Genomic DNA, 23,018 nt, shown 5'->3' with positions numbered 1-23,018 from the left:
TGCGTCAAGCCTACCGCCCCGCGCCTGCGCGAGGGCGGTTTTGGCATTTGTCCCCAAGCCCCCAACCCGGAGCACATCGGATGAGCGCCGTCACGTCCACCCGCCGCATCGGCGTGCCCGAGCTGCGCGCCCGCAAGGGCGGCGAGCCTATCGTCTGTCTCACCGCTTACACCGCGCCCATGGCGCGTCTGCTTGACCCGCACGTTGACCTGCTGCTGGTCGGCGACTCGCTGGGCATGGTGGTCTACGGCTACGACTCGACGCTGCCGGTGACGCTCGACCTGATGATCGCCCACGGTGGCGCGGTGGTGCGCGGCAGCACGCACGCTTGCGTCGTCATCGACCTGCCCTTCGGCACCTACCAGGAATCCCCGCAGGCCGCGTTCCGCGCCGCCTCGCGTGCGCTGGCTGAGACCGGCGCCCAGGCGGTGAAGCTGGAGGGCGGCGCCGAGATGGCCGAGACGGTGGCCTTCCTCACCGCCCGCGGCGTGCCGGTGATGGGCCATGTCGGGCTGCTGCCGCAGTCGGTCAACGCGCTGGGCGGCTACAAGGCGGTCGGCCGCGACCCGGCATCAAGCGAGCGCATCCGCGCCGACGCCCGCGCGATCGCCGATGCCGGCGCCTTCGCCCTGGTGATCGAGGGCACGGTCGAACCGCTGGCCCGCGCCATCACCGCCGAGGTCGCTGTCCCCACCATCGGCATCGGCGCCTCCCCCGCGTGCGACGGTCAGGTGCTGGTGAGCGACGACCTGCTCGGCCTGTTCGCGGAGTTCACGCCGAAGTTCGTCCGCCGCTATGCACAACTGGGCGAGCAGGTGTCGCGGGCCGCTGCGGAGTACGCCGCCGACGTGAAGGCGCGGCGCTTCCCGGCCGATGAGCATTGCTTCGGGGTGAAGAAGGGCTGACCGCCGGTCAGGGCGCCGCTTCGATCTGGCGGGCGATCCATTGGCTGAGGCTGATGCCCTCGGCCGCGGCGCGCAGGGCGGCCTTGCGGTGCAGTTCCGGCGCGGTGCGCACCAGGATCTTGCCGTTGAACGGCTTGTCGGGCGAGCGGCCCTTCTCGGCGCAAATCGCCAGATACTCGTCGATGCTGCCCCGGAAGCTGTCCCACAACTCGACAGCGTTCATACCCTCGAAATGGATCACGTCCGACAGGCCGGCGACCGTACTCGAGAAGGTGCCGTCCTCCGGGTCGAAGTCGATGGGACCTGAAACGTAGCCCTTGTACTCCATGGTCATGGCTTGATCCCTGCGTTGACCAACAGCGTGCGCACGGCGTCCACGGCGCCCTTCTTCGTCTCCGGTTGCGGGTGCGGGCGATGGAACACGGCACCCTTGCCGTTGACCTCCACCCACACGCGGCTGCCGGCGCGCTCCTCTACCACACCGTCCAGAGCCCTGATCAACGCTTCGATATCGGCCCACCGGATGCCCGCGCGGGTCGGACGGTCAAAGATGGCGGCCAGGGTCGTGCGGTGCGCCTTATTCATATGATAATGATAGCGCCAAGCGCTATCGCGCGGAAGAGGCATGCGAGCACCTGACGCCCTTGTCCGCCACGTCCAAGCTGTTAGCATGCGTGGGCACAACCATGCGGAGCGGACGATGAGCACCGGCAAGACTTCCTGGCGCGAGACGGCGAAGACCGTCGTTCTGGCGTGTCTCCTCGCCGTCGGCGTGCGCACCGCGGTGGCCGAGCCGTTTCATGTGCCGTCGGAGTCCATGCTGCCGACGCTGGCAGTCGGCGACTTCATGTTCGCCAGCAAGTTCGCCTACGGATACAGCCGGCATTCGTTGCCCTTGAACGTGAATCTCTTCTCCGGCCGCGCGCTGGAACGGCCGGCGCAGCGCGGCGACATCGTGGTGTTCAAGCTGCCGCGCGACCCGGAGACGGCCTACGTCAAGCGCGTCGTCGGCCTGCCCGGCGACCGCATTCGCATGGTGCGTGGCGTGCTGACCATCAACGGCGAACCCGTCCGGCTGGAGCGCGTCGAGAACCACCAGGGCGTCCCGCAGTTCATCGAGACTCTGCCGGGCGGCGTGCGCCACCGGGTGCTGCACGCGCCCGTCCTCGGCCCGCTCGACGACACGGCGGAGCTGGTGGTGCCGGCCGGGCACTACTTCATGATGGGCGACAACCGCTCCAACTCGCTGGACAGCCGCGTGCCGCAGGACATGGGCGGCGTGGGGTTCGTGCCGGCGGAGAACCTGATCGGCCGCGCCGATCTGCGCCATTTCTCGGTGGACTTCGACGCGCGCTGGGACAACCCGGCGGGCTGGCTCAAAGTGTTGCGCCTGGAGCGGATCGGCTGGATCAGCTGACCACCTAAACCCCGCCCTCGACGATGATGACGTTCAGCTTGGCGGCGTGCTTGCGCGCCTCGCGGGCCTTTTCGTACTCGGGGCTGTGATAGAAGGCGTGCGCCGCCTCGGCTGAAGGGAACTCCAGCACGACGATGCGCTTGGGCTGCCAATCGCCCTCCAGCACGTGCCGGGCGCCACCCCGCACCAGGAAGGTGGCCCCGTGCTTCTTCACCGCATCGCTGGAGAGCCTGCGGTATTCCTCGTAGGCGATGGGGTCGTGCACGTCGGCCTCGACGATGATGTAGGCGGCCATCCCTGCTCCCAAAAAACCGAGGGGGCCCGAAGGCCCCCTCGCAGCACGCGATCAGGCGTGTTCCATCGACTTGACGACCTCTTCGGTGACCTTCTTGGCGTCGCCGAACAGCATCATCGTGTTGGGGCGGAAGAACAGCTCGTTCTCGACGCCGGCATAACCCGAGGCCATCGAGCGCTTGATGAAGAACACCGTCTTGGCCTTCTCCACGTCGAGGATCGGCATGCCGTAGATCGGCGATTGCGGGTCGGTCTTCGCCGCCGGGTTGGTCACGTCGTTGGCGCCGATCACGAACGCCACGTCCGCCGTGCCGAAGTCGCGGTTGATGTCCTCCAGCTCGAACACCTCGTCGTACGGCACGTTGGCCTCGGCCAGCAGCACGTTCATGTGGCCGGGCATGCGGCCCGCCACCGGGTGGATGGCGTACTTGACCTCGACGCCTTCCTTTTTCAGCATGTCGGCCATTTCGCGCAGGGCGTGCTGCGCCTGCGCCACCGCCATGCCGTAGCCGGGGACGACGATCACCGACTGGGCGTTCTTCATGATGTAGGCTGCGTCCTCCGGCGAGCCGGCCTTGACCGTGCCGCGCTCACCGCCCGCCCCCGCCGCCGGGCCGGCGGTCTCGCCGCCGAAGCCGCCGAGGATGACGTTGAAGATCGAGCGGTTCATGCCCTTGCACATGATGTAGGACAGGATCGCACCCGACGAGCCGACCAGCGCACCCGTCACGATCAGCAGATTGTTCTGCAACGTGAAGCCGATGCCCGCCGCCGCCCAGCCCGAGTAGCTGTTCAGCATCGAGATGACCACCGGCATGTCCGCCCCGCCGATCGGCAGGATCAGCAGGAAGCCGAGCGCCAGCGACAAGAGGATGAGAATCCACAGGGCCGCGGCCGAGTTGGAGTTCATCAGCCAGATGATCGTCAGGATGGCGACGACGCCGAGCGCCGCGTTCAGATGGTGCTGGTAAGGGAAGATCAGCGGCTTGCCGCTGACCAGCCCTTGCAGCTTGGCGAACGCCACGATGGAGCCGGAGAAGGTGATGGCGCCGATGGCTGTGCCCAGGCTCATCTCGATCAGCGAGCCCTTGGCGATGGCGCCGGGCAGGCCGATGCCGTAGGCCGCGGGCGAGTAGAAGGCAGCCACCGCCACGAACACCGCGGCCAGACCGACCAGCGAGTGGAAGGCGGCGACGAGCTGCGGCAGCGCCGTCATCTCGATGCGCTTGGCCACCACATAGCCGACGCCGCCACCGATGGCGATGCCCAGGATGATCATCCAGTAGGACTGCACGATGGGCAGCGCCAGCGTGGTGATGATGGCGATGGTCATGCCGACCATGCCGTAGATGTTGCCTTGCCGCGAGGTTTCCGGCGACGACAGGCCCCTCAGCGCCATGATGAAGCAGACCGAGGCGACCAGATAAAGAAGGGCTGCGAAGGATTCCATCTTATTTGCCCTTCTTCTTGAACATGCTCAGCATGCGCTGGGTGACCAGGAAGCCGCCGAAGATGTTGACGCTGGCGAGGATGACCGCCAGGAAGCCCATGATCTTCGAAAAGCCGAAGTCGGCCGGGCCGGCGGCAATCAGCGCACCGACGATGATCACCGAGGACACCGCGTTGGTGACCGCCATCAGCGGCGAGTGCAGCGCCGGGGTGACGCGCCACACCACATAGTAGCCCACAAAGCAGGCCAGCACGAACACCGTCAGGCCGGTGATGAAGAAGCTGCCGTGGCCGCCGGCCGCCTCGGCCGCCGGGGCGGCGCTGGTGGCGATCTGCGCGGCCAGCGCGTCCGCCTGGTTGGAGAGCACCGCCAGGTTCCCCTTGATCTCGGCGAGGCGGTTGGACAGTTGGGTCTGGTCCATGGTTTGGGTCTCTCCTTAAGCCGGCTGGGCGGCGAAGGCCGGATGGACGACCTGACCGTCGCGGGTCAGCGCGATGGCCTTGACGATCTCGTCGTCCCAGTTGAGCGCGATGCCCTTCTCCTTGTCGTGCAGCGACGTCAGGAGGGCCAGCAGGTTCTTGGCGTAGAGCAGCGAGGCGTCGACCGCGATGCGGCTCGGGTAATTCAGATGGCCGACGATCTTGACGCCGTTGGCGGTCATCACCGTCTCGCCGGGCTTGGAGCCCTCGACGTTGCCGCCCTGCTCGACCGCGAGATCGACGATCACCGAACCGGGCTTCATCGAGGCGACGTGCTCGGCGGTCACCAGCACCGGAGCCTTGCGGCCGGGGATCAGCGCGGTGGTGATGACGATGTCCTGCTTCTTGATGTGCTCGGCCACCAGCGCCGCCTGCTGGCGCTTGTAGTCGTCCGACATCTCCTTGGCGTAGCCGCCGGCGGTCTCGGCCTGTTTGAACTCGTCGTTCTCGACGGCAACGAAGCTGCCGCCCAGGGACTTCACCTGCTCCTTCACGGCCGGGCGCACGTCGGTGGCCGAGACGATGGCGCCCAGGCGCTTGGCGGTGGCGATGGCCTGGAGGCCGGCGACTCCGACACCCATGATGAAGGCGCGGGCCGGCTGCACCGTACCGGCAGCGGTCATCATCATCGGGAAGCCGCGGGTGTACTCGCTGGCCGCGTCCACCACCGCCTTGTAACCGGCGAGGTTGGCCTGGGAGGACAGCACGTCCATCACCTGCGCGCGGGTGATTCGCGGCATGAACTCCATGGCGAAGGCATTGACGCCCGCATCGGCGTACGCCTTGACGTGGTCGCGGCTGGCATGCGGGTTCAGGATGCCGAACAGCAGGGCGCCGCGCTTGATCAGCGACAATTCGTCCGCCCCGCCTTCGGCGGGCAGCAGCGGGCGCTGGACCTTCAGCACGATGTCGGCGCCGGACAGCGCCGTGGCGGCGTCGGGCGCAATGGTGGCGCCGGCCGCGGTGAAGGCATCGTCAGTGATCGAGGCGCCGAGACCGGCGCCGCTCTCCACCACGATGTCCAGCCCGAGGGCCTTAAGCTTTTTCACCGTCTCCGGAGACGCGGCGACGCGCGCCTCGTTCGGGCGCCGTTCCTTGGGTATGGCGACCTTCATTGTTTTTCCCTTCCCCGAATCTGCAACGCGAAGGCATTTCACTTCTTGAATAGGCATCTTTGCCGCAATCGGTACGGCTTGTGAAGCCGCCCCCTTGCCGCATGGGGCGCAATGGGCCGGTTTCGCACACCGCGTCGGTTTCGGCGATGCGACTTTGGTCTGACCGGGGGTCATAGGCTCCATGCGTGACAACCGGCGCACGACGTAAGCCGCCCCCTTGCTAACACCAATTTGCGCCGATATCGTCGCCGCTTCGAAAGACACCCCGGTCACCGTGCGAGAGGTTAGCCATCATGTCCGACGTCGGCGGCATCGCCGTGGATCGCCTGCGCTCCTTCATCGAGCGCATCGAGCGCCTGGAAGAAGAGAAGAAGGGCCTCCAGGACGACATCAAGGAAGTCTATGCCGAGGCCAAGGGCACCGGCTTCGACGCCAAGATCATGCGCCAGATCATCCGTCTGCGCAAAATGGACAAGAACGACCTGCAGGAACAGGAAGCCATCCTGGAGCTCTACAAGCAGGCCCTGGGCATGGGCGAGTAGACACGCCCCACCGCCCGGCCATTCCCGGCACGCGGGAATGGCCGGGCGGAGGAAAGGAACCCATCCCATGCCGGCCTTTTGCGGACACCCGCTGGCCTACCATGATCAGGTCAACCCCGACCTGCTCGACGCCATCCCCGCCGCCGCGACGCGAATTCTCGAAGTAGGGTGCGGCACCGGCGCACTCGGGCAGGCGCTCAAGGCCCGCACGCCGCAGGCGCACTGCACCGGGCTGGAACTGAACCCCGAGGCCGCCATGGTCGCGCGCCAGCGCCTCGACCGCGTGGTGGAGGGCGACGCCGAGGACGACTCGGTGCTGGCGCAGATCGACGGCGGCAGCTTCGACGCCGTGGTGTTCGGGGACGTGCTGGAACACCTCATCGACCCGGCGCGCCTGCTGACCCGTCTGCACCGCGTGACGCGGGCGGACGCCGTGGTTATCGCCTGCATCCCCAACGTCCAGCACTGGTCGGTGCTGACGGCGCTGTTGGGCGGGCACTGGGATTACACGGACGGCGGCATCCTGGACCGCACGCACCTGCGCTTCTTCACGCTGGACAGCGGCCTCGACCTGTTCATGCGCGCCGGCTGGCAGCCGGCCGACGTGCGCGGCCGCATCTTCGACCGCGAGGACGGGATGCGCTTCGCCGACACCCTGCGCCCCGCGGTGCAGGCCATGGGCATCGACCCGGACGGATTTGCCGAGGGCGTCCTGCCGCTCCAGTACATCATTCTCGCGGAAAAGATCCCGGCCACCTGAACGCTCAGACCAGCCGCCTGCACGTCCAGGCCCCCTCATGCCGTTTCCCTGATGCAAAGACTTCCCTTTGCGCCGTTGTTGCCGGCGGGCGCAACGCTAAATGATGAGGGGCCAACAATCGGCTCCACACAAGGGGAGAGAAGGCATGAGCACCATCGCCGACGTGCTGGGCAACAAGGGCCACACCATCGTCTCGATCCTGCCGAACAGCACGCTGGAGGACGCCGCCCGGCTGCTGACCGACAAGCGGATCGGCGCCGTCGTCGTGCGCGATAAGCGCGGCAAGCTGGTGGGCATCCTGTCGGAGCGCGACATCGTCCGCGCCATCGCCGACCATGGCGAAGACGCCTTGCAGGACAAGGTCGAGGATCTGATGACCAAGGAGGTCCGCACCTGCACGCCGAAGGACTCCATCAAGGACCTGATGCAGATGATGACCATGCGCCGCCACCGCCACGTGCCGGTGTGCAACGACGTGGGCGACCTTGTCGGCATCGTCTCCATCGGCGACGTGGTGAAGGCCCGCCTGAACGAGCAGGCACACGAGGTGGCCGTGCTGCGCGACCTGACCTTGGTGAAGGGGTAACCCCTTGAGGACGCGCGCCGGTCTGCCCCCGGCGCTTGCGGCCCTCCTGATCGGGCGCCCATCCCCCCAAAGCAATCCCCTCCCGGCGAGCGGTCCGGGAATGGCGCTAATCCGTCTCCACGTCCTGCGTCGGCGGCCCCCACGGCCGATATGTCCGATCGACGATGCACGACGAAGCGAACGCCAGCGCCATGACCCCACGCCCCCTCGCCCGCCTGAAGATTCTCGTCGCCGACGACAACGCCCTGCTGCGTTGTGGGCTTCAGGAAATGCTCATCCAGTGGGGCGTCGTCCGGGTGCTCACCGCCGCCGACGGCGCCGAGGCCAGGAGCATCCTGTGCAGCGAGCCCGTCGATCTGGTGGTGACCGATTGGATCATGGCGCCGGTCAACGGAGCGGCGTTGCTGCGCTGGCTCCGCCACGCGCCAGACAGCCCGCGCCACGACCTGCCGGTCATCGTGCTCACCGCTCAGGCCGACGTTCCGACCGTTCGCGCCGCCTGGGACGTCGGAGCCGACGCAGTGCTCGCCAAGCCGGTATCGGCGGCGGTCATCGCCCGGCGGATCGAGGCGGTGCTGCGCCGGCCCCGCCGCCCGGTCCCGGCCACCGCCCCGCACATCCAGCATCCGGCGCTGCCGCCCGGCGGGGCGCTGTTCCCGCACAGCCCGCCGCGCCTGCCCGGCGGCGACGCCTCGCCGGCCGAGCGTGAGCGGTGCCTGCGCCTGCTCATGGCGCTGGACCGTCTGGAAAGCGTGCTGGACCGGCGCGACCTGAACCTGGGTGCGCTGCGCGTCGTCGCCGCCGACCTCCAGCACGGGGCGTCCGGCGACCCGGTCGTGGAGGAGATCGTCCGCTCGCTGGCGCGCTGCGTCACCAAGGTGGACCCGTTCGTCCCGGCCTTCTTCGAGACGCTGAGGGCGCATCACGCCGGGCTGCGCTGGCTGGTCACCCGCGACAGGGGCGACCGGCTGGCCGCCGACCGCAGCCTTGCCGTCTGCCTTGCCACCGGCGTGGACTCCCTGATCGAGAACCACCCCATGGTCGAGGGCACGAGTTGGGATGAGCCGGAGGCGCCCCGCGGTCCGCGCGAAGCCCGGCTGATCGGCTGATCGGCTGATCGGTACGCCCCTCCATAGGCCGGACCGGTAATTTCCGTTGGCCCCGCGAATCCCTATATTCACTGTCGACGGAAACGCATCCGCCGACCATTCCTTGCTTTTTCACACGGCACCCCGGCCGGCGATGGACTGATACGACAGCAAGAATTACCTTTCTGTCAGTCAAACATAAGAACACGCGGAGTTTCGCCGCGTCGTACGGGGATGGAAAGATGGCACTCGCCACCGTGACTCTCGCCAACGTGTCGCTTCAGGACAAGTACGCGCTCGAACAGGGGCGCGTGTACCTCACCGGCACCCAGGCGCTGGTGCGCCTGCCGATGATGCAGCGCCAGCGGGATCTGGCCGCCGGGCTCAACACCGGGTGCTTCATTTCGGGCTACCGCGGCTCGCCGCTGGGCGGGCTCGACCAGAATTTGTGGAACGCCAAGGAGTTCCTGGCGAAGAGCCACATCCACTTCCAGCCCGGCGTCAACGAGGAGCTGGGCGCCACCGCCGTGTGGGGCAGCCAGCAGGTCGGCATGTTCCCCGGCGCCAAGTACGACGGCGTCTTCGCCATGTGGTACGGCAAGGGGCCGGGTGTGGACCGCTCCGGCGACGTCTTCAAGCACGCCAACGGGGCCGGCACGTCCCGGCATGGCGGCGTGCTGGTGCTGGCCGGCGACGACCACAACGCCAAGTCCTCCACCTTCCCGCACCAGTCCGAGCACGCGTTCATGCACGCCATGATCCCGGTGCTGAACCCGGCCGGCGTGCAGGAGATCCTCGACTACGGCCTGATCGGCTGGGCGATGAGCCGCTGGTCCGGCTGCTGGATCGCCATGAAGACCATCGCCGAGACGGTGGACACCTCCGCCTCGGTCATGGTCGATCCGCTGCGCGTGCATCCGGTGATCCCCGAGGACTTCCCCATGCCCTTGGGGGGCCTCAACATCCGCTGGCCGGACCCGCCGCTGGAGCAGGAATACCGGCTGATGCGGCACAAGCTGTACGCCGCCCTGGCGTTCGCGCGGGCCAACAAGCTGGACCAAGTCGTCATATCCTCCCCCCGCCCGCGCTTCGGCATCGTCACCACGGGCAAGAGCTATCTGGACGTCCGCCAAGCCCTGGACGAGCTGGGCATTTCCGAGGCGATGGCGGCCGACCTGGGCATCACCGTCTACAAGGTCGCCATGCCCTGGCCGCTGGAGCGCGAGGGCGCGCGCCACTTCTGCGAGGGCCTCGACGAGATCGTCGTCGTCGAGGAGAAGCGCGCGGTCATCGAGAACCAGCTCAAGGAACAGCTCTACAACTGGAACCCCGAGGTGCGTCCGCGGGTGGTCGGCAAGTTCGACGAGAACAACGACTGGATCCTCCCCTCGGCCGGCGAGCTGTCGCCTGCGCAGATCGCCGTGGTCATCGGCCGGCGGCTGCTGCGCTTCGTGGACAACGAGCAGATCCGCCAGCGCGTCGCCTTCCTCGACGCCCAAGAGAAGCAGAAGGCGCACGTCGCGCGCATCGTCCGCAAGCCGACCTTCTGCTCGGGCTGCCCACACAACACCTCGACCGTCGTGCCGGAGGGCTCGCGGGCACTCGGCGGCATCGGCTGCCACTACATGGCGACGTGGCTCGACCGGCGGACCGACACCTTCACCCAGATGGGCGGCGAGGGCGTGCCGTGGGTCGGGCAGGCCCCGTTCACCGAGGAAAAGCACATCTTCGCCAACCTCGGCGACGGCACGTACTATCACTCCGGCATCCTGGCAATCCGGCAGGCCATCGCCGCCAAGGTGAACATCACCTACAAGATCCTCTACAACGACGCGGTCGCCATGACCGGCGGCCAACCGGTGGACGGCACGCTGACCGTCGCCTCGCTGGCCAAGCAGTTGACCGCCGAGGGGGTGAGCCGCATCATCGTGGTCTCCGACGAGCCGGAGAAGTACGGCGCCGACTCCGGCCTGCCGCCCTTCACCAGCGTCGAGCACCGCGACGACCTCGAACGCGTGCAGAAGGAACTGCGCGAGGGGGGGGGCGTCAGCATCCTGATCTACGACCAGACCTGCGCCACCGAGAAGCGCCGCCGCCGCAAGCGCGGCAAGATGCCGGATCTGGCCAAGCGCACGGTCATCAACGAGCTGGTCTGCGAGGCGTGCGGCGACTGCTCGGTCAAGTCCAACTGCGTGTCGGTGATCCCGGTGGAGACCGAGTTCGGCCGCAAGCGACAGATCGACCAGTCCACCTGCAACAAGGACTTCTCCTGCGTGAAAGGCTTCTGCCCGAGCTTCGTCACCATCCACGGCGGCAACCTGCGCAAGCCGAAGCCGGTCGCCAAGACCGGCGTGGACGCCTCGGCCTTGCCCGACCCCGTCCTGCCCGAGATCGGCGAGCGGCCGTGGAGCATCTACATCACCGGCGTCGGCGGCACCGGCGTGGTGACGGTGGGTGCGCTGCTCGGCATGGCCGCGCACCTGGAGGGCAAGGGCATCGGCGTGCTCGACATGACCGGGCTGGCGCAGAAGGGCGGTGCGGTGACCAGCCACATCCGCATCGGCCGGACACCGGACGACATCCACTCCGTCCGCATCGCCGCCGGTGGCGCCGACGCGGTGGTGGCCTGCGACGTGGTGGTGGCGGCGGCCGGCGACGGCCTGTCGAAGATGGCCGCCGGCAAGACCCGCGCCATCGTCAACACGCACGAGCTGATCACCGCCGATTTCACCAAGCAGCGCGACCTGACCGTGCCGGTCGGCGCCCTGGTCGGCGACATCGAGGCGGCCTGCGGCGGCAAGGACCGCGTGTCGGCGGTGGACGCCACCGGGCTTTCCGTGGCGCTGCTCGGCGACAGCATCGCGTCCAACCCGTTCATGCTCGGCTACGCGTGGCAGAAGGGGCTGATCCCGTTGTCCGCCGAGGCGCTGCTGAAGGCCATCGAACTGAACGGCGCGGCGGTCGAGATGAACCGCCAAGCGTTCCTCTGGGGCCGCCGCGCCGCCCACGATCCGGCCTCCGTCGAGGCCGCGGCGACGCCGCCGGAGAGCTTCGGCCATGAGCCCATCGAGGAACAGCACCGTATCTCCGAGACGCTGGACGAGGTGATCGAGCGGCGCACGCGCTTCCTCACCGAGTACCAGGACGGGGCCTACGCCGCGCGCTATCACGCGACGGTGGACTGGACCCGCCGCGTCGAGGGCCAGAAAATGCCTGGCTCCACCGTCCTGACCGAGGCGGTGGCGCGGTCGCTGTTCAAGCTGATGGCCTACAAGGACGAGTACGAGGTGGCGCGGCTCTACACCGACACCGGCTTCTTCGACAAGCTGGACCGCATGTTCGAGGGCGACTGGAAAGTCCAGTTCCACCTCTCCCCGCCGGTGCTCGGCCAGACCGACGCGGACGGCGGCGAACCGAAGAAGCGCACCTACGGGCCGTGGATGCGCAAGGCGATGGTCTGGCTCGCCAAGGGCCGGCGGCTGCGCGGCACGATGCTCGACCCGTTCGGCTGGCTGCCGGAACGGCGGATGGAGCGTCGGCTCATCGCCGATTTCGAGGCGATGGTGGGCGAGATGCTGACGAAGCTGACGCGCGAGAACCTCGGCCTCGCCCTGGAGATCGCCAGCCTGCCCATGGACATGCGCGGCTACGGCCCCATCAAGGAGCGCAACGTCGCCGCCGCCAAGGCCCGCGAAGCGGACCTGCTGAACGCCTTCCACCAGCCGGCCACCCCGAAACCGCTGGCGGCGGAGTAGAAGGGCCAGGAGAGGGGGCGTTCGGGCGCCCCCTCCCATTGTGCGCCGTGCAGCACGTCCTTTGTGTGCAAAGAGGATCGCCGGACCGCGAATGCAACGCTGTGTAACGCTATGCAACACAGGAATGCCGAGCGTTGCATTCCGCCGCTTCCCGCCAGACGCATCTCGGGCGCTTGAGGACTTCGATCCTATAGCGTTTCGCCGGCCGTGGCAAGAAGCACCGGGTACGGGCGGCCGCCATCCGCCCGTGCCGCAGCGCACCAGCTACGCCGCCGTCTTCGCGGCGAGCTCAGCATACCGGGTGTAGAGGACGCTTTCCTCCTTGTGCCAGCGCAGGAACAGCGCGGCGGACAAGCGGCCGAAGTCGCGGGCGTACTCCAGCCCCGAACCGCCGTCCTTGTACTTGTCGAAGAAGCCCAGGATGTCCTTGCTGATCGCCGTCATCTCGCTGGCGAACTGCATCGCCAGACGCTCGGCATCGGGGCGGCCGGCCGAGGCCGCCAGGAAGGCCGGGTAGAACTCCCGGTCCTCGTGCGCGATGTGATCGACGAACACCTGACGCGCACCGCGCAGCGTCCGCCGCCCCTCCTCCGTGCCGATGCCCAGCACCTTCACGCGGTCCAGAAGCTCCTTCAGCTGCGCGTGCTCGTTCTTCAGGCTGCTAACCAGATTCGACATCACCATGCCTCCTTGTTTTAATATGCATTTATAGTGCATATTATAGCGAGCGAGCGGCGCGCAAATCCGGCAGGGCCGCTATGCAATTTCAACGTGCTTTGATTGGACGTTTTTCGCCTTTCATTGAACGCTTCGCCATGCCTTAGGATGCGGGATGCAGATCACGCGATACACAGACTATGGAATCCGCGTTCTGACCTATTGCGCGCTGAAGCGCGATGCGCTGGCGACCACTCAGGAGATCGCGGACCGCCACGGCATCTCCGGCAATCATCTGGTCAAAGTGGTGCAGGAGTTGAGCCGGCTCGGCTACGTCGATGCGGTGCGGGGCAAGGGTGGCGGCCTGCGGCTTGCCCGGGCGCCGGATGCCATCAACCTCGGCGAACTGGTGCGGCACCTGGAGGATATGGAACTGGTCGAGTGCTTCGCGTCGGGCAACGCCTGCCGCGTCACGCCGGCCTGCCGGCTCAAGGGCATCCTGGGCGAGGCGCTGGCCGCGTTCATCGGCGTGCTGTCGCGCTATACGCTGGCCGACGTGGTGGCGGCCCCCGCCGAAATGGCTCGCCTGCTCGATTTGCCGAACGGCTGAGGCGACGTTTCAGCGTGAGCTTGGGAACACGGCCCCCTCCTGTGGGTTTTTCCTGAAAAGCCGGAGGATCTGCCATGCCGAGCAAGACCACGAAGACCACCAAGCCGACCGAACCGAAAAAGCCCGCGGCCAAGGCTGCGACGGCCAAGACCACAAAAACCGCCGAAGCCAGAAAGGCGCCGGCGCGCGCGGCGAAGCCCACCCCGCCCCCCCGAACCGCTAAGGCCCCCAAGGCCGGCGCGGTGGGCATCGGCGACACGGTGCGCGCGGTGGTCGATGCCGCCGCGGCCATTGTCGGTGCGGCGGTAAGCGTGCACGGCGCCGTCACCGCCGGCAAGAAGAAGGGCAAGACCGCCAAGGCGATCGATCGCGCGCTGGAGGTGGCCGGGGGCGTGACCGCCGCGGCCGTGGCGCTCATCGACCTGAACCGGGCGGCGCCGGACGCGCTGGCCTCGCTGAAGCACATCGGGCCGAAACGCGCGCAGAAGATCGTCGAGGCCCGCCCCTTCCAGGCCGTGGACGAACTGGCCGCCCGCAAGCTGCTGCCCAAGAAAGCGGTGGACGAGCTGCGCGGGAAGCTGAGTGTGTGATGGACGGGAGCGGCGCGACGGACGCCTGATCGGGATCAAGGCCCCGGCCGGCGAATGCGGGCAAGGTGCCTTGCGAAAGGACCCCCGATGCCCAAGAGCTTCATGGTCGCTCCCCTCCCGCCGGAGCACATCGATCAGGCGTTCCCGGTCGTGCAGCCCCTGCGCCCGGCGATGACGCCGGCGCAATGGCGCGCCATGGCCGCGCCGTTCGTGCAGCCGGGGGCGCCGCGCGGAATCATCGCCTGCCGGATGGGCACGGGCCACATCCGCGGCCTGTTCTGCTATGCGCTGGACGGGGCCGGGACGCTGAGGATCGGCCCGTTCTCCGTTGCCGGCCTGTTCGACGCACCCGCCACCACCGCGGGCCTGATCGAGGCTATCGACCAGCTGGCACAACGTTTCGGAGCGGAAAGGGTCGCGGTGGACGCGGGCGCCATCTCGGCGGCCACCGTCCCGCGCTGCGACGTTCCCGCGCTGTTCCGCGAGCACGGCTACCGCCTGAACGGCGACACGCTGGGAAGGGGGGCCGTGGAGGCGGAGCGGACGATGTCCCTGGCGACCGCGTGACGCCGCCCTACCCCGCCCGGCCGGCCAGATCCGCAAGCGCGGCCATGTCGATCAGCCGGATGCGGTCGGCGGCGACGCGCTCGATCAGCCCGGACTCCTCCAGCTTGCGGAACTGGCGCGACAGCGTCTCCGGCCGCAGGCCGAGATAGGCGCTCATGTCCGTCTTCTGCATGGGCAGGAAGACGGTCGTCTCCGTCACCCCCTCCTCCGCCGAACGGCGCGCCAGCGCCAGCAGGAACGATCCGATGCGCTCCGCCGCGTTCTTGCAGCCGAGCAGCAGGATCTGGTCCTGCGCCGCGGTCAACTCGATAGAGGTCATCGCCAGCAGCCGGGCCTGGAGCGCCGGATGCCGCCCCATCATCACCGTCAGCCCGTTGCGCGGGAAGCGGCAGACCGTGGCGGCAGTGATCGTCTCGGCGGTGTAGGCGAAGGTCTCGCCGTAGGACAGGCCCACCATGTCGCCGCTGGTGGCGAAGCCGGTGATCTGCTGCCGCCCGTCGGGCAGCATCTTGTAGAGCTTCAGCATGCCGGACACGACGGTGTAGACGGCGTCCGCGTGGTCGCCCTCGCGGGCCACGGGCATGCCGGAAGCCAGCACCCGGGTGCGGGAAATCGCGCCAAGCCCCGAAAGCTCTGCCGCCGGCACCGCCCCGCACATCCCCTTGTTGCGGGCCTGGCACGACGAGCAGAACGTCTCGCGCTGCCCGGCGGGCGCCGGCTTGGCCTCGACCTGGGAGATCATCGCGCGCTCTGCGCCTGCGTCGCCGCAGGAAGCCACCGAAAACGGCATCCCCATCTCCTGACCGGGTTTTTGCTGGTTCGGCCGGAAGGATCGCCCCTCATCGGGGTAGAGCCCTATGCCGATGGGCAGAGGCTGGCTGCGATTGGTGCGGCAAACAGTGATCCAAATCAATTGTTCTGTCTATTCGAGGTAACACGAAACAAAGACCTCCGCATTCTTGATAATTATCAAGCTTCGATTCGGCGGACGTTGCTTATGACCTATTTCATATATGGCTTTTCCTGGGTTTTCGGACACTTCAACCGGCAGACACAACCCTAAGGCATCCCCGCGCCGCTCCGTGCGGTTTTGCCGGGGATGGCGCACTGGGCGCTGGTCAATCGGCGCCACACCCTCTACAGGATAGCCAAGCCCCGCCCAGCGTCAGCGCGCATGTCCTACGATCCGCCCGTCACCGGAATCCGCCCGATCCTCGCCGTCGTCCAACCGGACGGCGAGCGGCTGATCGTGGCGCGGCTGACCAACGCCGGGGCGAGCAGCCAGTCGAACCGCTTCGTGCTGCGCCGGGTCGATCTGCGCTCGCCGTGGGACCAGCCGGACAACGGCTATTTCGGCTACGCCGAGGTTGCCCGCGCGCTGGACGCGCAGGGCTGGCGCGGCTGCCGCATCGAGGCGATGCCGACCACCGACCCCGACGAGACGCGCGGGCGCTCGCTGGCCAAGCGCAAGCTGCACATGCAATGCGTCGAGGCCGCCATCCGCCGCGTCCAGGAATCGGGCGGATAAGCGGACCGCACCGAGCCTTTAGCGGCGCAGGCCCCGGCGGTCCATCTCGTCCTCCAGCGCACGGCGCTCGCGCTGCAATTGCCGCTGCTCGTCGCTGAGGCGGTTCCAGCGGTCGCGGATGTCCCCGTCCGAATAGCTGCGCAACTGGCCGGACGAACTGCCCGACGAGCCCTCCAGGCGCCGGTTGCGGCTGTCGGTGCGGTCGTCGTACTGGCCGCTGCGGTCGCGGTCCTGGTCCAAGTCCCGCTCGCGGCGTTCGTCGCGCTGCTGCTGGGTGTCCGGGTTGACAGCGCGGTTCAGCTGGTCGAGCGTCCCCCGCCAGCCCTGGTCCTGCTGCTGTTGCGCCATTGCCGCGGGGGCCAGCAGGAGAAGCGATCCGGCCACGGCGACGGTCAGGCTCAACGTACGCATGCGTGCACTCCTTGGACGTGGTTTCCTCGCCCAGGAGAACCGCGGTGCGGGGCAAACGTCGCGGCGCCTTTCCATTGCCGGCCGCTCCGCCTATATCGGGGAGGACGATGTTACCCCCGAGAGGACCACGCATGATCCGCAGCGCCGCCCTGGACACGTCCGCCGGCCCCGATTTGGGCCAGCTTCCCATCTGGGACCTGGGCGACCTTTATCCGGGGACGGAGTCGCCCGAGCTGAAGGCCGACCTCGCGCGCATGGATGTGGACGCCAAGGCCTTTCACGATGTCTACGCCGGCCGGGTGGCCGAGTTGGACGGCGACGGCCTCGCCCGCGCCATCGCCGAGTACGAGCGCATCGACGAGGTGCTGTCGCGCGCCATGTCCTACGCCGGGCTGGTCTATTCCGGCAACATGGCCGACCCGGACATCGGCAAGTTCTACCAGTCGGCGCAGGAGCGGGTGAACGGCATCTCCACCCACCTCGTCTTCTTCACGCTGGAGATCAACCGGCTGGAGGAGGAGGCGCTGCAAGCCCGCCTGCGCGCCTCGAAGGATCTGGCGCACTACGCGTCGTGGGTCCGCGACGTCCGGCTCTACCGCGAGCACCAGCTGTCCGACGAGTTGGAGCGGCTGCTGCACGAGAAGCACGTGGTGGGCCGCGCCGCCTGGAACCGCCTGTTCGACGAGACCATCGCCGGGCTGCGCTTTCCCATGGGGGGGAAGGACCTGACCTGCGCCGAGGCGCTGAACAAGCTGTCCGACCGCGACGCCGCCGTGCGCCGCGAGGCCGGCGAGGTGGTCGGCCGCGTGCTGGGCGACAACGCCCGCCTGTTCGCGCTGATCACCAACACGCTGGCCAAGGACAAGGAGATCGAGGACAAGTGGCGCAACTACCGCACGCCGGTGTCGTCGCGCAACCTGTCCAACCGCGTCGAGGACGAGGTGGTGGAGGCGCTGGTCGCCGCCGTCAAGCAGGCCTACCCGGACCTGTCGCACCGCTACTACGCGCTGAAGGCCAAATGGTTCGGCCAGACGCATTTGGATTACTGGGACCGCAACGCGCCCCTGCCCGACGACGCCGACCGCACCATCCGCTGGGACGAGGCGCGAGATCTGGTGCTCGGCGCCTATGGGCGCTTTTCGCCGGAGCTGGCGGAATACGGCAAGCGCTTCTTCGACAATGCGTGGATCGACGCGCCGGTGCGCCCCGGCAAGGCGCCGGGCGCCTTCGCCCACCCGACGGTGCCCAGCGCGCACCCCTATCTGCTGGTCAACTACCAGGGCAAGACGCGCGACGTGATGACGCTGGCGCACGAGCTGGGGCACGGCGTGCACCAGATCCTTGCCGGGCGGCAGGGGCACCTGATGTCCGACACGCCGCTGACGCTAGCCGAAACCGCCTCGGTGTTCGGCGAAATGCTGACCTTCCGCGCCCTGGTGGACGCCGAAACCGACCCGAAGCGCCGCCGCATCATGCTGGCGACCAAGGTCGAGGACATGCTGAACACCGTGGTCCGGCAGATCGCCTTCTACGATTTCGAGACCCGCGTCCACAACGAGCGCCGCGAGGGCGAGCTGACGCCCGAGCGCATCGGCGAGATCTGGATGGCCGTGCAGACCGACAGCCTCGGCCCGACGCTGCGCTTCGACGAGAATTACCGCAATTACTGGGCCTACATCCCGCACTTCGTGCATTCGCCGTTCTACGTCTACGCCTACGCGTTCGGGGATTGTCTGGTGAACTCGCTGTACGCGGTCTATCAGGAGGCCGACGCCGGCTTCGCCCAGCGCTATCTGGCGATGCTGGAGGCCGGCGGCACGCTGCGCCACAAGGACCTGCTGGCGCCGTTCGGGCTCGATGCGTCCGACCCGGCGTTCTGGCAGAAGGGCCTCGATGTCATCCGCGGCTTCATTGATGAGTTGGAAAGCGCCACTTGATATTAATCAAGTGAACGGTGGGGCGGGGTGGTAAGGTCCCGGCCGAATTCAATTCGGAGGCCACATGCCCGCCCTGCCCGCCCTGACCTGGGACGACAGCCTCAAGATCGGCAACGCCATCATCGACGCGGAACACCAGGAGACGGTGGAACTCCTCGCCACCTGCGGTGCCGCCGAGGACGCCGATTTCAGCGCCCAGTTCGCCGGCTTCGCCACCCACCTGCGCGAGCACCTCGCCCATGAGGAGGAGCTGATGCAGCAGTACGGCTTCCCCGCCTACCCCATCCACAAGCACGAGCACGACCGCGTGCGCCTGGAGCTGGAGGGCATCGAGAAGCGGCTGGCCGCCGGCAACCTCCCGCTCGCCCGCGGGTACGTGCGCGAGATGGTGCCGAACTGGTTCATTTCCCACAAGAACACCATGGACAGCGCCACCGCCGCCTGGATCCGCTCGCAGGGCGGCTGACCGCTCCCCCTTGTCGAAGGCGCTCCGCCACCCCACTCCTCCTTTGGGCCCCCTCTCGGGCACACATGAGAAAGGGACGGCATGGCGCCGCCAATCCACGTTCTGGGTTTTGCCGGGTCGTTGCGCAAGGCATCGACCAACCGCAGCCTGCTGCGGGTGGCGACGGAGGTCGTGCCCGAGGGCATGGTGCTGGAGGTCTTCGACCTCTCCCCCATCCCGCTCTACAACGGCGACGTCGAGGCCGCCGGCCTGCCGGAGCCGGTGCGCGACTTCCGCGAGCGCATCCGCGCGGCGGACGCGCTGCTGATCGCCTGCCCGGAGTACAACTACTCGATCCCCGGCGTGCTGAAGAACGCCATCGACTGGGCCTCGCGCCCGCCCGACCAGCCCTTCGCCGACAAGCCGCTGGCCCTGATGGGCGCCGGCGGCGGCCTGGGCACCGCGCGCTCGCAATACCATCTGCGCCAGACCTGCGTGTTCCTCGACCTGCACCCGCTGAACAAGCCCGAACTGCTCGTGCGCAACGCCGAATCCTTCAACCCCGACGGCTCGCTGAAGGACGGGTCCGTGCCGGGCAAGGTCGCCGCCCTGCTGACCGCGCTGGCGGCGTGGACGCGGCGGCTGCGCGGGGAGTGAGGCGGGGTGGCTGAAGAGAACACACTTGGCGGGCGGATCGCGCGGTATGCGCGGGTCGGCAGCGCCGTCGGCGGGCTTGCGGCCCGCTTCGCCGGAGAGCGCGTGCTGGGCATCCCCGTCGCGCGCCAGCGCCACGCCGAGGAGCTGCGTCTGGCGCTGGGCGGGCTGAAAGGCCCGCTGATGAAGGTGGCGCAGATCCTCTCGACCATCCCCGACGCCCTGCCGCGCGAGTATGTGAGCGAGCTGTCGCAACTCCAGGCCGACGCGCCGTCCATGGGCTGGCCGTTCGTCAAGCGCCGCATGTCGGCGGAACTCGGCCCCACGTGGCAAGCGAAGTTCAGCCGCTTCGAGCACACCGCCGCCGCAGCCGCCTCGCTGGGCCAGGTGCACAAAGCGGTGGACCACGAGGGCCGCGTGCTGGCCTGCAAGCTCCAGTACCCGGACATGGCCTCTGCGGTTGAGGCGGATCTGCGCCAGCTGGCACTGATCTTCGCCATCTTCGAGCGCTCGGACAGCGCCATCTCGACCAAGCAGATCCAGGCGGAAATCGGCGCCCGCCTGCGCGAGGAGCTGGACTATGACCTGGAGGGCCGGCACGCCGGCCTCTACCGCGCCATGCTGGCCGAGACGCCGGGCGTGCACGTGCCGGCGGTGGTGCACGGGCTGTCCACCAAACGGCTGCTGACGCTGGAGTGGGCGGAGGGCCGGCGCATCCTGGAGTTCGTCAAGGAGCACCCCGAGGCGCGCGACGATCTGGCGCTCAACATGTTCCGGGCGTGGTACGTGCCGTTTTACGGCTACGGCGTCATCCACGGCGACCCGCATCTGGGGAACTACACGGTGCGGCCGGACCGCTCGATCAACCTCTTGGATTTCGGCTGCGTGCGCGTCTTCCACCCGAGCTTCGTCAAGGGGGTGATCGACCTCTACAACGCGCTGCGCGCCGGGGACGAGGACGGGGCGGTCGAGGCGTACCGCACCTGGGGCTTCGTGAACCCGTCGCGGGAGCTGGTGGAGGTGCTGAACATCTGGGCGCGCTTCGTCTACGCCCCGATCATGGAGGACCGCACCCGCCGCATCGAGGAGACCAACGCCGGCCACTACGGCCGCGAGACGGCGGAGAAGGTGCACGCCGAGCTGCGCCGCGTCGGCGGCGTCGAGGTGCCGCGCGAGTTCGTCTTCATGGACCGCGCGGCGATCGGCCTGGGCTCGGTCTTCCTGCATTTGAAAGCCGAGGTGAACTGGTTCCGCCTGTTCCAGGACCTGATCAAGGACTTCGACGTGGCGGAGCTGGAACGCCGGCAGACGGAAGCCCTGACGGCGCACCGCGTGCCGCTTCCCGTCTAAAGGCCGGGATCCAAGGGCCGACCGGCCCTTGGCGGAGAGCGCGAGAGGCAGAGCCTCTCGCAGTCCCTTCCCTGCCCTAGCTGTCCTTAGGCTTGTGGGTGTCGCTGACGGGTTGGACGCCGTTGCCCTGCTCGCCGTCGCGGTGCTGCTGGTCCGGGTTCTTCTCTTCCGGGTTCTTCTGCGGCGGCGGAGGCGGCGGGGCGAGGCGGCGGCCGGCCTTGACATCCTCGTAGACGGCCTTGGTGATGCCCATCAGCTCGTCCTTCGACAAGCGGCCGATCAGCGCGTAGGCGATCTGGCCCTCAACCCAGTAGAAGGTCGCGACGTCGCCTTTCTGGGTGAAGCTGAAGTTGTTGGTCTGGTCGGCCGGAGCGGAGCCGGCGAACAGGGTGATCCGTTTGCCCTGATCGTTGATGTACATGTACTGCGCACCGGCCCCGAGCTCGGTGGGCAGCGAACGGCCGCCGATCAGGCGGTAGCCGACCTTCGACAGGTCGGGGCCGAACACCTCCTTGCCCAGGCGCTGCGACAGGAAGCTGTCCAAGGCACCGGGGTCGTCGGCCCCCATCTCCACCTGATAGCGCTCGTCGGCGGTGTAGAAGCGGTGGGCCTGGGCGGCCTCCTCGGCGAAGGTCAGCAGGGTCTGGCGCTGTTGCTGGGTGGCCGGCAAAGGGCCGGTGACACCGCGGCCGAAATAGCCGCCGGCCGCGCCGCTAACCAGCAGCATGATCGCCGCCGCCATGCGCACCAGGGGCTTGGCGTGCCAGGCCGGGCGATTGTCGTTGCCGGCGATGCGGCCCTTGAGCTGGTCGGCGAGGCCCTGGGTCGCGGGGTCGAACTCCTCGCGCAGCACGGGGTCGAAGATCTCGTGCAGCAGGGCGGCCTGGGCGCGGTAGTCCTCGACCTTGCGGGCCGCGTCCTGGTCGTCGGCAAGCCAGCGCTCGACGGCCAGACGGCGGTCGCCGTCCAGATAGCCGTCCACGTAGGCGTGCAGATCTTCGTCCTTCAGCCGATGCGCCGTCATCACTTCACCCTCCGCAGGCCCGCCGCGGCCCCGCCACTGGACATCTTGGTCCGCACCGCCTCGCGCCCGCGGGAGAGGCGCGACATGACGGTGCCGATCGGAACGCCGAGGACCTCGGCGACCTCCTCGTATTTCAGGCCCTCCAGCGCCACGAGCATCAGCACCTGCCGCTGCTCGTCGGGCAACTCGTCCACCGCCCGCATCATTTCGCGGACCTCGACGCGCTCCTCCTGCCGGGCCGGCGTGGTCAGCCGGTGCTCCACCGCGTCGATCGGAACCTCGTCCGGGCGCGACACGCGGGAGCGGACCTGATTGACGTGGACGTTGTGCAGGATGGTGAAGAGCCATGCCCGCAGGTTCGTCCCCGCCTGGAAGCTGTCGGCGCGCGAGATCGCACGCGCCAGAGCCTCCTGCACCAGATCCTCGGCGTCCACGCGGTTGCGCAGCAGCGACCGCGCATAGCGGCGAAGCGACGCGATGTGGACCTCCAGCTCGACCCCGAATTTGCTCAACCGCGCACCCGATCGTTCCAGGCAGCGCCGCCAGACGTGCGGCCCACCCACAAGTAGGAAGACGCGGCCGCGGTTCCCAGGTCGCCCCGAAGTCCGGTGCCGACCTGAGAAACACGGCCCTCGCGAGGTTTATTCCACACTGTGGAGCCCGTGTAGCGGAATTTCGTCAGAATCATGGCAGCGCCGGGTTTAGGGCATTGAAATGGCAACTGTTTGCGCCGGAAAAAGTTTGCACGGGGCGAAAAAGTTTGCGGCCGGAGGGCGGCGCGGGATCGCCGACGCCGTCGCCCCAACGCTGTCGCCGAATCCGGCGGCAACTGATATACCGTGCCCGACATGGCC

Annotated in this window: 26 protein-coding genes; 15 read left to right on the top strand and 11 right to left on the bottom strand. The window is 68.1% G+C overall.

What is annotated here, in order from left to right:
* Positions 1–80: 80 nt before the first annotated feature.
* Positions 81–905: a 3-methyl-2-oxobutanoate hydroxymethyltransferase gene (gene panB / locus ACSVDD_RS08290; RefSeq protein ID WP_448188859.1), complete on the top strand. Its 825-nt coding sequence runs from the start codon at positions 81–83 to the stop codon at positions 903–905.
* A 7-nt stretch (positions 906–912) separates the two neighbouring features.
* On the opposite strand, the gene ACSVDD_RS08285 is transcribed toward panB, so the two are convergent.
* Both ACSVDD_RS08285 and ACSVDD_RS08280 read right to left on the bottom strand, forming a co-directional pair.
* Entirely contained in the window at positions 913–1,239 is a 327-nt protein-coding gene (locus tag ACSVDD_RS08285) for a type II toxin-antitoxin system HicB family antitoxin (protein ID WP_448188858.1), read from the bottom strand.
* Positions 1,236–1,532 (bottom strand): type II toxin-antitoxin system HicA family toxin, encoded by a 297-nt coding sequence (locus ACSVDD_RS08280; RefSeq protein WP_448188857.1) that lies wholly within the window; start codon positions 1,530–1,532, stop codon positions 1,236–1,238. Before ACSVDD_RS08280 ends, ACSVDD_RS08285 begins: the two co-directional genes overlap by 4 nt.
* A 73-nt stretch (positions 1,533–1,605) precedes the next feature.
* On the opposite strand from ACSVDD_RS08280, the gene lepB reads away from it, so the two are divergent.
* Complete coding sequence (gene lepB, locus ACSVDD_RS08275; protein WP_448188856.1) at positions 1,606–2,322, top strand: signal peptidase I; 717 nt, start codon at positions 1,606–1,608, stop codon at positions 2,320–2,322.
* 4 nt (positions 2,323–2,326) lie between these two features.
* Here the strand turns inward: lepB and ACSVDD_RS08270 are convergent, their stop codons facing one another.
* From ACSVDD_RS08270 to ACSVDD_RS08255, 4 genes are read right to left on the bottom strand one after another with little or no spacing between them, the layout of a single operon-like run.
* Positions 2,327–2,617 (bottom strand): DUF1330 domain-containing protein, encoded by a 291-nt coding sequence (locus ACSVDD_RS08270; protein ID WP_448188855.1) that lies wholly within the window; start codon positions 2,615–2,617, stop codon positions 2,327–2,329.
* A gap of 51 nt (positions 2,618–2,668) precedes the next feature.
* The gene (locus ACSVDD_RS08265; protein ID WP_448188854.1) at positions 2,669–4,066 is read right to left on the bottom strand and encodes an NAD(P)(+) transhydrogenase (Re/Si-specific) subunit beta; all 1,398 of its coding nucleotides are present in this window, start codon (positions 4,064–4,066) and stop codon (positions 2,669–2,671) included.
* Position 4,067: 1 nt separating this feature from the next.
* A complete protein-coding gene (locus ACSVDD_RS08260; protein ID WP_448188853.1) occupies positions 4,068–4,487 on the bottom strand; it encodes an NAD(P) transhydrogenase subunit alpha part 2 in 420 nt (139 codons plus the stop codon).
* Between the two features lie 15 nt (positions 4,488–4,502).
* A complete protein-coding gene (locus ACSVDD_RS08255; protein ID WP_448188852.1) occupies positions 4,503–5,660 on the bottom strand; it encodes a Re/Si-specific NAD(P)(+) transhydrogenase subunit alpha in 1,158 nt (385 codons plus the stop codon).
* Positions 5,661–5,953: 293 nt separating this feature from the next.
* Between ACSVDD_RS08255 and ACSVDD_RS08250 the strand changes: the two genes are divergently transcribed.
* The 5 genes from ACSVDD_RS08250 (at position 5,954) to ACSVDD_RS08230 (ending at position 12,391) form a co-directional block, all read left to right on the top strand.
* On the top strand, positions 5,954–6,202 hold the full coding sequence (locus tag ACSVDD_RS08250) for a DUF2312 domain-containing protein (protein ID WP_448188851.1): 249 nt from the start codon (positions 5,954–5,956) through the stop codon (positions 6,200–6,202).
* A 67-nt stretch (positions 6,203–6,269) separates the two neighbouring features.
* On the top strand, positions 6,270–6,962 hold the full coding sequence (locus ACSVDD_RS08245) for a class I SAM-dependent methyltransferase (RefSeq protein WP_448188850.1): 693 nt from the start codon (positions 6,270–6,272) through the stop codon (positions 6,960–6,962).
* A gap of 145 nt (positions 6,963–7,107) precedes the next feature.
* Complete coding sequence (locus tag ACSVDD_RS08240) at positions 7,108–7,548, top strand: CBS domain-containing protein (protein ID WP_448188849.1); 441 nt, start codon at positions 7,108–7,110, stop codon at positions 7,546–7,548.
* Positions 7,549–7,739: 191 nt separating this feature from the next.
* Positions 7,740–8,657: a response regulator transcription factor gene (locus ACSVDD_RS08235; protein WP_448188848.1), complete on the top strand. Its 918-nt coding sequence runs from the start codon at positions 7,740–7,742 to the stop codon at positions 8,655–8,657.
* 221 nt (positions 8,658–8,878) lie between these two features.
* Positions 8,879–12,391: an indolepyruvate ferredoxin oxidoreductase family protein gene (locus tag ACSVDD_RS08230; protein WP_448188847.1), complete on the top strand. Its 3,513-nt coding sequence runs from the start codon at positions 8,879–8,881 to the stop codon at positions 12,389–12,391.
* A gap of 264 nt (positions 12,392–12,655) precedes the next feature.
* Here the strand turns inward: ACSVDD_RS08230 and ACSVDD_RS08225 are convergent, their stop codons facing one another.
* Positions 12,656–13,069 (bottom strand): hemerythrin domain-containing protein, encoded by a 414-nt coding sequence (locus ACSVDD_RS08225; RefSeq protein ID WP_448188846.1) that lies wholly within the window; start codon positions 13,067–13,069, stop codon positions 12,656–12,658.
* Between the two features lie 154 nt (positions 13,070–13,223).
* On the opposite strand from ACSVDD_RS08225, the gene ACSVDD_RS08220 reads away from it, so the two are divergent.
* From ACSVDD_RS08220 to ACSVDD_RS08210, 3 genes are all read left to right on the top strand, one after another.
* Positions 13,224–13,658, top strand: a complete 435-nt coding sequence (locus ACSVDD_RS08220; RefSeq protein WP_448188845.1) for an Rrf2 family transcriptional regulator — start codon at positions 13,224–13,226, stop codon at positions 13,656–13,658.
* Between the two features lie 74 nt (positions 13,659–13,732).
* A complete protein-coding gene (locus ACSVDD_RS08215; protein WP_448188844.1) occupies positions 13,733–14,248 on the top strand; it encodes a ComEA family DNA-binding protein in 516 nt (171 codons plus the stop codon).
* A gap of 87 nt (positions 14,249–14,335) precedes the next feature.
* A complete protein-coding gene (locus ACSVDD_RS08210) occupies positions 14,336–14,815 on the top strand; it encodes a hypothetical protein (protein WP_448188843.1) in 480 nt (159 codons plus the stop codon).
* A 7-nt stretch (positions 14,816–14,822) separates the two neighbouring features.
* Here the strand turns inward: ACSVDD_RS08210 and ACSVDD_RS08205 are convergent, their stop codons facing one another.
* Positions 14,823–15,605 (bottom strand): Crp/Fnr family transcriptional regulator, encoded by a 783-nt coding sequence (locus ACSVDD_RS08205; RefSeq protein WP_448188842.1) that lies wholly within the window; start codon positions 15,603–15,605, stop codon positions 14,823–14,825.
* A 384-nt stretch (positions 15,606–15,989) separates the two neighbouring features.
* Here ACSVDD_RS08205 and ACSVDD_RS08200 point away from each other — a divergent pair, with 384 nt between their 5' ends.
* Positions 15,990–16,343: a hypothetical protein gene (locus ACSVDD_RS08200; RefSeq protein ID WP_448188841.1), complete on the top strand. Its 354-nt coding sequence runs from the start codon at positions 15,990–15,992 to the stop codon at positions 16,341–16,343.
* An 18-nt stretch (positions 16,344–16,361) separates the two neighbouring features.
* Here the strand turns inward: ACSVDD_RS08200 and ACSVDD_RS08195 are convergent, their stop codons facing one another.
* Positions 16,362–16,754 (bottom strand): hypothetical protein, encoded by a 393-nt coding sequence (locus ACSVDD_RS08195; protein WP_448188840.1) that lies wholly within the window; start codon positions 16,752–16,754, stop codon positions 16,362–16,364.
* Between the two features lie 131 nt (positions 16,755–16,885).
* Here ACSVDD_RS08195 and ACSVDD_RS08190 point away from each other — a divergent pair, with 131 nt between their 5' ends.
* The 4 genes from ACSVDD_RS08190 (at position 16,886) to ACSVDD_RS08175 (ending at position 21,140) form a co-directional block, all read left to right on the top strand.
* The gene (locus tag ACSVDD_RS08190) at positions 16,886–18,691 is read left to right on the top strand and encodes a M3 family oligoendopeptidase (RefSeq protein WP_448188839.1); all 1,806 of its coding nucleotides are present in this window, start codon (positions 16,886–16,888) and stop codon (positions 18,689–18,691) included.
* A 64-nt stretch (positions 18,692–18,755) separates the two neighbouring features.
* Positions 18,756–19,157, top strand: a complete 402-nt coding sequence (locus ACSVDD_RS08185) for a bacteriohemerythrin (RefSeq protein ID WP_448188838.1) — start codon at positions 18,756–18,758, stop codon at positions 19,155–19,157.
* Between the two features lie 81 nt (positions 19,158–19,238).
* Positions 19,239–19,793 (top strand): NADPH-dependent FMN reductase, encoded by a 555-nt coding sequence (locus tag ACSVDD_RS08180; RefSeq protein ID WP_448188837.1) that lies wholly within the window; start codon positions 19,239–19,241, stop codon positions 19,791–19,793.
* Between the two features lie 6 nt (positions 19,794–19,799).
* Positions 19,800–21,140: an ABC1 kinase family protein gene (locus ACSVDD_RS08175; protein WP_448188836.1), complete on the top strand. Its 1,341-nt coding sequence runs from the start codon at positions 19,800–19,802 to the stop codon at positions 21,138–21,140.
* Positions 21,141–21,216: 76 nt separating this feature from the next.
* On the opposite strand, the gene ACSVDD_RS08170 is transcribed toward ACSVDD_RS08175, so the two are convergent.
* Positions 21,217–22,164 (bottom strand): anti-sigma factor family protein, encoded by a 948-nt coding sequence (locus ACSVDD_RS08170; RefSeq protein WP_448188835.1) that lies wholly within the window; start codon positions 22,162–22,164, stop codon positions 21,217–21,219.
* Entirely contained in the window at positions 22,164–22,676 is a 513-nt protein-coding gene (locus tag ACSVDD_RS08165) for a sigma-70 family RNA polymerase sigma factor (protein ID WP_448188834.1), read from the bottom strand. The genes ACSVDD_RS08170 and ACSVDD_RS08165 overlap by 1 nt, the downstream gene beginning before the upstream one ends.
* Positions 22,677–23,018: the final 342 nt, after the last annotated feature.

The sequence above is a fragment of the Azospirillum terrae genome (genome assembly GCF_053470425.1).
This window is presented reverse-complemented; position numbering and strand designations above follow the sequence as displayed.

What these genes read in the sequence shown, in the direction of transcription:
- ACSVDD_RS08260 (WP_448188853.1), bottom strand. Translation starts at nt 4,487, where the DNA reads ATGGACCAGACCCAACTGTCCAACCGCCTCGCCGAGATCAAGGGGAAC.
- ACSVDD_RS08285 (WP_448188858.1), bottom strand. Translation starts at nt 1,239, where the DNA reads ATGACCATGGAGTACAAGGGCTACGTTTCAGGTCCCATCGACTTCGAC.
- ACSVDD_RS08270 (WP_448188855.1), bottom strand. Translation starts at nt 2,617, where the DNA reads ATGGCCGCCTACATCATCGTCGAGGCCGACGTGCACGACCCCATCGCC.
- ACSVDD_RS08245 (WP_448188850.1), top strand. Translation starts at nt 6,270, where the DNA reads ATGCCGGCCTTTTGCGGACACCCGCTGGCCTACCATGATCAGGTCAAC.
- ACSVDD_RS08220 (WP_448188845.1), top strand. Translation starts at nt 13,224, where the DNA reads ATGCAGATCACGCGATACACAGACTATGGAATCCGCGTTCTGACCTAT.
- ACSVDD_RS08255 (WP_448188852.1), bottom strand. Translation starts at nt 5,660, where the DNA reads ATGAAGGTCGCCATACCCAAGGAACGGCGCCCGAACGAGGCGCGCGTC.
- lepB (WP_448188856.1), top strand. Translation starts at nt 1,606, where the DNA reads ATGAGCACCGGCAAGACTTCCTGGCGCGAGACGGCGAAGACCGTCGTT.
- ACSVDD_RS08185 (WP_448188838.1), top strand. Translation starts at nt 18,756, where the DNA reads ATGCCCGCCCTGCCCGCCCTGACCTGGGACGACAGCCTCAAGATCGGC.
- ACSVDD_RS08240 (WP_448188849.1), top strand. Translation starts at nt 7,108, where the DNA reads ATGAGCACCATCGCCGACGTGCTGGGCAACAAGGGCCACACCATCGTC.
- ACSVDD_RS08230 (WP_448188847.1), top strand. Translation starts at nt 8,879, where the DNA reads ATGGCACTCGCCACCGTGACTCTCGCCAACGTGTCGCTTCAGGACAAG.
- panB (WP_448188859.1), top strand. Translation starts at nt 81, where the DNA reads ATGAGCGCCGTCACGTCCACCCGCCGCATCGGCGTGCCCGAGCTGCGC.
- ACSVDD_RS08250 (WP_448188851.1), top strand. Translation starts at nt 5,954, where the DNA reads ATGTCCGACGTCGGCGGCATCGCCGTGGATCGCCTGCGCTCCTTCATC.
- ACSVDD_RS08235 (WP_448188848.1), top strand. Translation starts at nt 7,740, where the DNA reads ATGACCCCACGCCCCCTCGCCCGCCTGAAGATTCTCGTCGCCGACGAC.
- ACSVDD_RS08170 (WP_448188835.1), bottom strand. Translation starts at nt 22,164, where the DNA reads ATGACGGCGCATCGGCTGAAGGACGAAGATCTGCACGCCTACGTGGAC.
- ACSVDD_RS08195 (WP_448188840.1), bottom strand. Translation starts at nt 16,754, where the DNA reads ATGCGTACGTTGAGCCTGACCGTCGCCGTGGCCGGATCGCTTCTCCTG.
- ACSVDD_RS08180 (WP_448188837.1), top strand. Translation starts at nt 19,239, where the DNA reads ATGGCGCCGCCAATCCACGTTCTGGGTTTTGCCGGGTCGTTGCGCAAG.
- ACSVDD_RS08205 (WP_448188842.1), bottom strand. Translation starts at nt 15,605, where the DNA reads ATGCCGTTTTCGGTGGCTTCCTGCGGCGACGCAGGCGCAGAGCGCGCG.
- ACSVDD_RS08190 (WP_448188839.1), top strand. Translation starts at nt 16,886, where the DNA reads ATGATCCGCAGCGCCGCCCTGGACACGTCCGCCGGCCCCGATTTGGGC.
- ACSVDD_RS08225 (WP_448188846.1), bottom strand. Translation starts at nt 13,069, where the DNA reads ATGTCGAATCTGGTTAGCAGCCTGAAGAACGAGCACGCGCAGCTGAAG.
- ACSVDD_RS08200 (WP_448188841.1), top strand. Translation starts at nt 15,990, where the DNA reads ATGTCCTACGATCCGCCCGTCACCGGAATCCGCCCGATCCTCGCCGTC.
- ACSVDD_RS08210 (WP_448188843.1), top strand. Translation starts at nt 14,336, where the DNA reads ATGCCCAAGAGCTTCATGGTCGCTCCCCTCCCGCCGGAGCACATCGAT.
- ACSVDD_RS08280 (WP_448188857.1), bottom strand. Translation starts at nt 1,532, where the DNA reads ATGCCTCTTCCGCGCGATAGCGCTTGGCGCTATCATTATCATATGAAT.
- ACSVDD_RS08265 (WP_448188854.1), bottom strand. Translation starts at nt 4,066, where the DNA reads ATGGAATCCTTCGCAGCCCTTCTTTATCTGGTCGCCTCGGTCTGCTTC.
- ACSVDD_RS08215 (WP_448188844.1), top strand. Translation starts at nt 13,733, where the DNA reads ATGCCGAGCAAGACCACGAAGACCACCAAGCCGACCGAACCGAAAAAG.